This is a genomic window from Streptomyces prasinopilosus (genome assembly GCF_001419695.1).
GTDB lineage: Bacteria > Actinomycetota > Actinomycetes > Streptomycetales > Streptomycetaceae > Streptomyces > Streptomyces prasinopilosus.
Map to the genome: position 1 here is coordinate 1 of NZ_LIRG01000330.1, position 7767 is coordinate 7767.

Below are 7767 nucleotides of genomic sequence, written 5' to 3' on the forward strand. Positions count from 1 at the left end.
TCGACCACGGCGTCCGCGGGATCGTAGACCCCCACGGGAACGGTCCTGAACGCCCGGTACGGGCTGAAGCCCTGGACCGCAGCCGCCGAGTCGCGATCAGGCGCGATGAAGAAGTCTGCCCAGTCGTCCACCCCCGCATCATGCCCGGCGCCCGGCGGGGTCCGCCGGACCACCCCCGCCTCGCGGGGGCAGGACCCCGCCGGGCGCCGGGCATGATGCGGGGGTGGACGACTGGGCAGACTTCTTCATCGCGCCTGATCGCGACTCGGCGGCTGCGGTCCAGGGCTTCAGCCCGTACCGGGCGTTCAGGACCGTTCCCGTGGGGGTCTACGATCCCGCGGACGCCGTGGTCGAGTGGGAGAGCCTCTTCACCGGGGACGGCCCGCAGGAACTCGCGCGGGCCGGCGAGCCGCAGGTGCTGACCGGGATCACGCACGACGGCTGCTACGTCTTCATGATCTCGGAGCGGCTCCAGGCCCTGCTCGCGACGCAGGACCCGCCGCGACGTGACGACGTGGCCCGCAGGTGGTCGCGCCTGCGGCGGGCCGACGGGGAGTTCATCGGGGAGGACGAGGCCGTGGATCACCTCGCCGAGCTGGCATCCCTGGCCCGCGCTGCCACCGGCCAGGGCGCCCGGCTCTACTGCTCCGTGCGGTAGCGGTCCGGGACACCGCGGTCCGGCCGGGGCCGGGACGATCGCGCCGTGGAACACGCGTGCGCGCTCGTCGTGACGCATGGCAGCGGTCCGGGACCGCTCGGGCCGACCGGCCGTCCGCCCGACTTCGCTGCGGCGCTCGTGCCCCTCCGGCGGTGAGCACGGCCCGGGCGGGACCGGCGGCCGCCGTCGCCCCCCCCGGGCCCGGAACGGGCCGTCGGCCGTGCCCTNNAGGGCACGGCCGACGGCCCGAGGACGGCCCGGGAGAGCGGTTGCCCGCTCTGACCCGGGGCGGTGTCACACGTCGAAGTACAGCTCGAACTCGTGCGGGTGCGGGCGCAGGGCCAGCGGGGCGATCTCGGTGGTGCGCTTGAGGTCGATCCACGTCTCGATCAGGTCCGGCGTGAAGACGTCGCCCTGGAGGAGGAACTCGTGGTCGGCCTCGAGGCGGTCGAGGACGGCGCCGAGCGAGGTCGGGACCTGCGCCACGTTGGCGTGCTCCTCGGGAGCCAGCTCGTACAGGTCCTTGTCGATCGGCTCGGCCGGCTCGATCTTGTTCTTGATGCCGTCCAGGCCCGCGAGCAGCAGCGCCGAGAACGCCAGGTACGGGTTGCCGGAGGCGTCCGGGGCGCGGAACTCGACGCGCTTGGCCTTCGGGTTCGAGCCGGTGATCGGGATGCGCATCGCGGCGGAGCGGTTGCGCTGCGAGTACACCAGGTTCACCGGCGCCTCGAAGCCCGGCACCAGGCGGTGGTACGAGTTCACCGTCGGGTTGGTGAAGGCCAGCAGCGACGGGGCGTGCCGGAGGATGCCGCCGATGTAGTAGCGGGCCATGTCCGACAGGCCGGCGTAGCCCTGCTCGTCGTAGAACAGCGGGGAGCCGCCCGTCCACAGCGACTGGTGGACGTGCATGCCCGAGCCGTTGTCACCGAAGATCGGCTTCGGCATGAAGGTCGCGGTCTTGCCGTTGCGCCAGGCGACGTTCTTCACGATGTACTTGAAGAGCTGCAGGTCGTCGGCGGCCGCGAGCAGGGTGTTGAACTTGTAGTTGATCTCGGCCTGGCCGGCCGTGCCCACCTCGTGGTGCTGGCGCTCGACCTTCAGGCCGGCCCGGTCCAGCTCCAGGGAGATCTCGGCGCGCAGGTCGGCGAAGTGGTCGACCGGCGGGACCGGGAAGTAACCGCCCTTGTAACGGACCTTGTAACCGCGGTTGTCCTCCACCGCACCGGTGTTCCAGGCGCCCGCCTCGGAGTCGATGTGGTAGAAGGACTCGTTCGCCGAGGTGTTGAAGCGCACGCTGTCGAAGACGTAGAACTCGGCCTCGGGGCCGAAGAAGGCGGTGTCCGCGATGCCGGTGGAGGTGAGGTAGGCCTCGGCCTTCTTGGCGACGTTGCGCGGGTCGCGGGAGTACTGCTCGCCCGTGATCGGGTCGTGGATGAAGAAGTTGATGTTCAGCGTCTTGTCGCGGCGGAACGGGTCGACCCTGGAGGTCGTCAGGTCCGCGCGCAGCGCCATGTCGGACTCGTGGATGGCCTGGAAGCCGCGGATCGAGGATCCGTCGAAGGCCAGTTCCTCGTCGGGGTCGAACGCCTCAGCAGGCACCGTGAAGTGCTGCATCACGCCCGGGAGGTCGCAGAATCGGACGTCGACGAACTTGACGTCCTCGTCCGCGATGAACTTCTTGGCCTCGTCGGCGTTCTGGAACATCCAGCTCCTCCTACTCCCGACCGTCCCGCCGGGGTGGTAGATCGTTCGTGCGGCCAGTGCGGGTGACCCACGCTGTGCTCGACCCTAGGCAGGGGTGATTTCTCGGGCGTGACCCATTTGTTTCGCACAAGTTAACCGGCCCATCTCCCACGGTAGCCCGGCCGCCTCCCGCCACCGCACCGCCGCCCCCCGGGTTCCCCGCCGCCCCACCCCACCCCGCGCCCGCCGTGCGCGGGCGCAGTACCGTGGTCGGGTGGACAACAGGCAGGCAATCGGATCGTGGCTCTCCGGGCCGCGCGCGGCCCTCGAAGAGGCCGGCGCCGAGTTCGGCTACCGGGGCGAGCAGCTGGGGCTGCCGGAGGACGGACCGGGCTCCCTCGCCCGTCCGGGGCGCAGGATCGGCGCCCTGGCCGTCGACTGGGCGCTGTGCCTCCTGATCGCATACGGCCTCATCACCGACGGCTACGGGCAGAGCACCGGCAACTGGGCCCTCCTGCTGTTCTTCGCGCTGAGCGTCCTGACCGTCGGCACGGTCGGCTTCACTCCCGGCAAGCGCCTCTTCGGGCTGCGCGTCGTCGCCCTCGGGAGCGGCCGGGTCCAGCCGGTGCGCGCCCTGATCCGCTCGGCGCTGCTCTGCCTGGCCCTCCCCGCCCTGGTCTGGGACCGCGACGGCCGCGGCCTGCACGACCGGCTCGCCCGCACGGTCGAGGTGCGGATCTGACGCAGCCGGCGGCACGGCGGTACCGGGCGGCGGCACGGCGGGACGAAGCCGGTACCCGGTACCACGAAGCCGTACGAGGANNTCCTCGTACGGCTTCGTGGTCGTATACGGGCCTCAGCGGGCCTTCGGGCCGCCCTTGGGGAGCTTCATGCCCTTGGGCATCGGGCCCTTGGGGAGCGGCATGTTGCTCATCAGGTCGCCCAGCGCGCGCAGCCGGTCGTTGGTCGCGGTGACCTGCGGGCCCGTCAGGACGCGGGGCAGCTTGAGCATGGTGGTGCGCAGCTTCTTCAGCTCGACCTGGCCCTCGCCCCTGCCCACGACCATGTCGTGCACCGGGACGTCCGCGACGATGCGGTTCATCCGCTTCTTCTCGGCGGCGAGCAGGCTCTTCACCCGGTTCGGGTTGCCCTCGGCGATCAGCACGATGCCGGCCTTGCCGACCGCGCGGTGCACCACGTCCTGGTTGCGGTTCATCGCCACGGCGGGGGTGGTGGTCCAGCCCCGGCCGACGTTGTCCAGTACGGCCGCGGCGGCGCCCGGCTGTCCCTCCATCTGCCCGAAGGCCGCTCGCTCGGCCCTGCGCCCGAACACGATCGCCGTCGCGAGGAAGGCGAGCAGGAAGCCCAGGATGCCGAGATAGATGGGGTGACCGATCAAGAAACCAATCGCGAGGAAGACACCGAAGGTGACGATTCCGACAGCCGCGAGTACAAGACCGATCTTTTTGTCGGCCCTGCGGGTCATCTTGTAGGTCAGGGCGATCTGCTTCAGTCGCCCGGGGTTCGCAGCGTCCGCTGCGGTTTCCTTCCTCGCCATGCCCCGAAGTCTACGTGCCCCCGGGACCGGGGACGACGGCAGTGCCCGTGAGGGACCGGGCGGGGGACGCGCGGACAGCGGGCGCGGGACCCCCGCCGGGGAACGGGGGAGGGGTCAGAGGCTCGTGACGGTCGGGGACTGGTCGAGCACGCGCTGCGCCTCGACCCGGTCCTTGGCGCGCCGGCGGTCCTCCAGGACGGAGGTCCAGGCGTTGCGGCGGGCGGTGCGCTGGCCGCCGCTCAGCAGGAGCGACTCGACGGCGCGCAGGGCGGTGCCGAAGGACGGGATGGCGGTGGCGCGGACGGGCGCGGCCTGCATCGGGGATCCCCCTCGAAGTGTCTTCGGGTGCGGGAGTACGGGGCGTGAAACCAGGGTCACTGATTGGTGTTACCAGGGCGTGACCCGCCGGTCAAACGCACGTGAAGCCGAGGTTCCGGCCCCGTGGAGGACGGCGCGGCCCCGGCGTACGCCCTCATCTGCGAGGACGGCCGGGGCCGCGTCGTCCCGGCCATTACTCGCCGGTAGTATCTTGTGCGCGAGTTCACACGTATGCCTCGCCCGGAGGCCGGAACGGGCGGGGGCGCCGTGTCAGACGGCCTGCGCCGCGACGTACGTACCGCGCTTCTCGACCGCCATCCGGTAGAGGCGCCCGGCGCGGTACGAGGAGCGGACCAGCGGGCCGGACATCACGCCGGAGAAGCCGATCTGCTCGGCCTCCTCCTTCAGCTCCACGAACTCGTGCGGCTTCACCCAGCGCTCGACGGGGTGGTGCCGCACCGACGGGCGCAGGTACTGCGTGATGGTGACCAGCTCGCAGCCGGCGTCGTGCAGCTGCCTCAGCGCCTCGCCGACCTCCTCGCGGGTCTCGCCCATGCCGAGGATCAGGTTCGACTTGGTGACCAGGCCGTAGTCGCGGGCCTCGGTGATGACCTTCAGGGAGCGGTCGTAGCGGAAGCCGGGACGGATCCGCTTGAAGATGCGGGGCACCGTCTCGACGTTGTGCGCGAAGACCTCGGGGCGGGAGGAGAAGACCTCCGCCAGCTGCTCCGGAACGGCGTTGAAGTCGGGGGCCAGCAGCTCGACCTTGGTGCGGCCGTCCGCGCGGCCGGCGGTCTGCGCGTGGATCTGGCGCACGGTCTCGGCGTACAGCCAGGCGCCGCCGTCCTCCAGGTCGTCGCGGGCGACGCCGGTGATGGTGGCGTAGTTCAGGTCCATGGTGACCACGGACTCGCCCACGCGGCGCGGCTCGTCGAGGTCGAGGGCCTCGGGCCTGCCCGTGTCGATCTGGCAGAAGTCGCAGCGCCGGGTGCACTGGTCACCGCCGATGAGGAAGGTCGCCTCGCGGTCCTCCCAGCACTCGTAGATGTTCGGGCAGCCGGCTTCCTGGCAGACCGTGTGCAGGCCCTCGCTCTTCACGAGGTTCTGCATCTTCGTGTACTCGGGCCCCATCTTGGCCCGCGTCTTGATCCACTCGGGCTTGCGCTCGATGGGGGTCTGGCTGTTGCGGACCTCCAGGCGCAGCATCTTGCGTCCGTCGGGTGCGACTGCGGACACATCGGCTCCCTAGCTTCGATTCTTCGGCGTACACCAGGGTACGCCCGTGTTTGTTCGGCCCGCCGGTCAGGCCGACCTCCGAGGCGCGGGGACGCGCCCCCGGGGCCCCTCGTGCGGGGCGGACCGGAGCCGGGCCGGATCAGGCGCTCGCGCGGACGATCTCCCGGGGCTTGAGGTCGGCGTGCTCCAGGATGTCGCGCAGGTGGTGCTCGACGACCGGGAGCACCTCGTCGACCGTGATGTCGCGGCCCAGCTCGGCCGCGAGGGAGGTGACGCCCGCGTCGCGGATGCCGCACGGGATGATCCGGTCGAACCACTTGTTGTCCGGCTGCACGTTGTACGAGAAGCCGTGCATGGTGACCCCCTTGGCCACCCGGATGCCGATGGCGGCGAGCTTGCGGTCCTCGCGGCGCTGGCCGGCGTTGGAGGGCGCGTACTCGGGGCCGTTCAGCCGCGGGTCGAACTCCTCGTCGGTCAGGCGGGGGTCGAAGTCCAGGGAGAGTCCGCCGAGCGCCGGGCGCTGTTCGACCGGGTCGCCCAGCACCCACACCCCGCTGCGGCCCTCGATGCGGGTGGCGGTCACGCCGAACTCCGCGGAGGTGCGGATCAGGGCCTCCTCCAGGCGCCGCACGTGCGCCACCACGTCCACCGGGCGGGGCAGCTTCTGGATCGGGTAGCCCACCAGCTGGCCGGGACCGTGCCAGGTGATCTTGCCGCCGCGGTCCACGTCGATGACCGGGGTCCCGTCGAGGGGGCGCTCGCTGTCCTGGGTGCGCCGGCCGGCCGTGTAGACCGGGGGGTGCTCCAGCAGGATCACGGTGTCGGGCACCTCGTCGGCGAACCGCGCCGCGTGCACCCGGCGCTGTTCGTCCCAGGCCACCCGGTAGTCGACGGCCTCGGGCCCGAAACCCATTCGGACGAACCGCAGCTCACTCACGGCAAGTGCCTCCCCAGACGGTAGTAAGGCAGTAGGGCGGTAGGACGGACGAGCGGCCGGACGGGCGGCCGGCGGGGACACGGACACGCGGTAAGGCGTGAAACGTGCCCACGTCACTGTACGACCGTACGGCCGGTCGCCGTAGCGGCGCCCGGGAGGGCCGCCGGTCCGCGGTCCCCGGCCGCCGTCCCCCGTCAGCCACGACATCAATCCTCACACGATCGGATGAATGCAGGTCAAAGACTGCAACCAGGTGCTCACCCTCCGCTACATTCGCGCCGTTCAGCAGGCATAAGAGCTGCTCACGGGCTGCTCACGGGCAATCCGGACACCGCCCCGTTCGCCGGAAGGCAGGAGACCGCACCGCAGATGTCGGAACGACCCGCGCAGCGCACCCCCAACCGCCAGCTCGCCGCGCTCATCGCAGAAGCGGGGTTCTCCAACGCGGGGCTCGCCCGTCGCGTGGACCAGCTCGGCCTGGAACACGGGCTCGACCTGAGATACGACAAGACCTCCGTCACCCGCTGGCTGCGCGGACAGCAGCCCAGGGGCACCACACCCGCCCTCATCGCCGAGGTCTTCACCCGGCGCCTGGGCCGCAGGCTCACCGCCCAGGACCTCGGCCTGGACGCCTGCGCCCCCGTCTACGCGGGCCTGGAGTTCGCCGCCACCCCCGACGAGGCCGTCGACATCGTCAGCGGGCTGTGGCGCAAGGACTCCGGCAGCCACGCCGAGCTGCGCAAGATCGCCTTCACCTCGGCGGGCCTCGTCGTGCCCAGCCGGGACTGGCTCATCGGCCGCGCCGACGAGAAGGTGGCCCGCCCCGAGCCGGCGGTCCGCGTCCCCGCCCAGATCCGCTCCGCGGGCGGGCCGGCGGGACGGCCGCCCGGATTCGCCGCCCGCCGCCGGTACGCCGCCGAACGCGGCCCCGGCCAGCGGGTCACCGGCGGCGACATCGCCGCCCTGCGCTCCGTCGGCGAGCTGTTCCGCACCCTCGACGACGCCTACGGCGGCGGCCACGCCCGCCAGGCCCTGGTGCGCTACCTGGAGCACGAGTGCGAGCCGATGCTGCGCGGCAGCTACGGCGAGCAGACCGGCCGCCGCCTGTTCGCCGCCGTCGCCGACCTGACCCGGCTGGCCGGCTGGACGTCGTACGACATCGGCGCGCACGGGCTCGCCCAGCGCTACTTCGTCCAGGCGCTCCGCCTCTCCCAGGCCGCCGCGGACCGGACCTACGGCGCGTACGTCCTGGTCACCATGAGCCGGCAGGCCGTCTACCTCGGCCACGGCCGGGAGGCCGTACAGCTGGCGCGGGTGGCCCAGCAGGGGGCGGGCGGCTCCACCCCGCCCCGGGTGCAGGCCCTGCTGCACGCCGTG

8 protein-coding genes are annotated in these 7767 nt (G+C 71.7%); 3 read left to right on the forward strand and 5 right to left on the reverse strand.

Annotated features, from left to right (window positions below; all coding sequences use genetic code 11):
• The first annotated feature begins 223 nt into the window (after positions 1-223).
• Entirely contained in the window at positions 224-658 is a 435-nt protein-coding gene (locus AOK18_RS14765) for a hypothetical protein (protein WP_055694654.1), read from the forward strand.
• Between the two features lie 294 nt (positions 659-952).
• Here AOK18_RS14765 and glnA read toward each other — a convergent pair whose 3' ends face one another.
• Positions 953-2362: a type I glutamate--ammonia ligase gene (gene glnA, locus AOK18_RS14770; protein WP_055573862.1), complete on the reverse strand. Its 1410-nt coding sequence runs from the start codon at positions 2360-2362 to the stop codon at positions 953-955.
• Between the two features lie 253 nt (positions 2363-2615).
• On the opposite strand from glnA, the gene AOK18_RS14775 reads away from it, so the two are divergent.
• Positions 2616-3083 carry an RDD family protein gene (locus tag AOK18_RS14775; protein ID WP_055694655.1) on the forward strand — a complete coding sequence of 156 codons (468 nt, stop codon included), beginning with the start codon at positions 2616-2618 and terminating at the stop codon, positions 3081-3083.
• Positions 3084-3197: 114 nt separating this feature from the next.
• On the opposite strand, the gene AOK18_RS14780 is transcribed toward AOK18_RS14775, so the two are convergent.
• The 4 genes from AOK18_RS14780 to lipB all read right to left on the reverse strand — a co-directional run bounded on the left by AOK18_RS14780 (position 3198) and on the right by lipB (position 6390).
• Entirely contained in the window at positions 3198-3899 is a 702-nt protein-coding gene (locus AOK18_RS14780; protein WP_055574567.1) for a DUF4191 domain-containing protein, read from the reverse strand.
• A 114-nt stretch (positions 3900-4013) separates the two neighbouring features.
• On the reverse strand, positions 4014-4217 hold the full coding sequence (locus AOK18_RS14785; protein WP_055574568.1) for an SCO2195 family GlnR-regulated protein: 204 nt from the start codon (positions 4215-4217) through the stop codon (positions 4014-4016).
• 270 nt (positions 4218-4487) lie between these two features.
• On the reverse strand, positions 4488-5453 hold the full coding sequence (gene lipA / locus AOK18_RS14790) for a lipoyl synthase (RefSeq protein ID WP_055574569.1): 966 nt from the start codon (positions 5451-5453) through the stop codon (positions 4488-4490).
• Positions 5454-5592: 139 nt separating this feature from the next.
• Positions 5593-6390: a lipoyl(octanoyl) transferase LipB gene (gene lipB, locus AOK18_RS14795; protein WP_055694656.1), complete on the reverse strand. Its 798-nt coding sequence runs from the start codon at positions 6388-6390 to the stop codon at positions 5593-5595.
• Between the two features lie 369 nt (positions 6391-6759).
• On the opposite strand from lipB, the gene AOK18_RS14800 reads away from it, so the two are divergent.
• Positions 6760-7767, forward strand: a 1008-nt coding sequence (locus AOK18_RS14800; RefSeq protein WP_055694657.1) for an NsdA family TPR-like regulatory protein, incomplete at its 3' end; no start/stop codon positions are given.

Coding starts and splice junctions, on each gene's coding strand:
- glnA (WP_055573862.1), bottom strand. CDS start 2,362: ATGTTCCAGAACGCCGACGAGGCCAAGAAGTTCATCGCGGACGAGGAC.
- AOK18_RS14780 (WP_055574567.1), bottom strand. CDS start 3,899: ATGGCGAGGAAGGAAACCGCAGCGGACGCTGCGAACCCCGGGCGACTG.
- AOK18_RS14785 (WP_055574568.1), bottom strand. CDS start 4,217: ATGCAGGCCGCGCCCGTCCGCGCCACCGCCATCCCGTCCTTCGGCACC.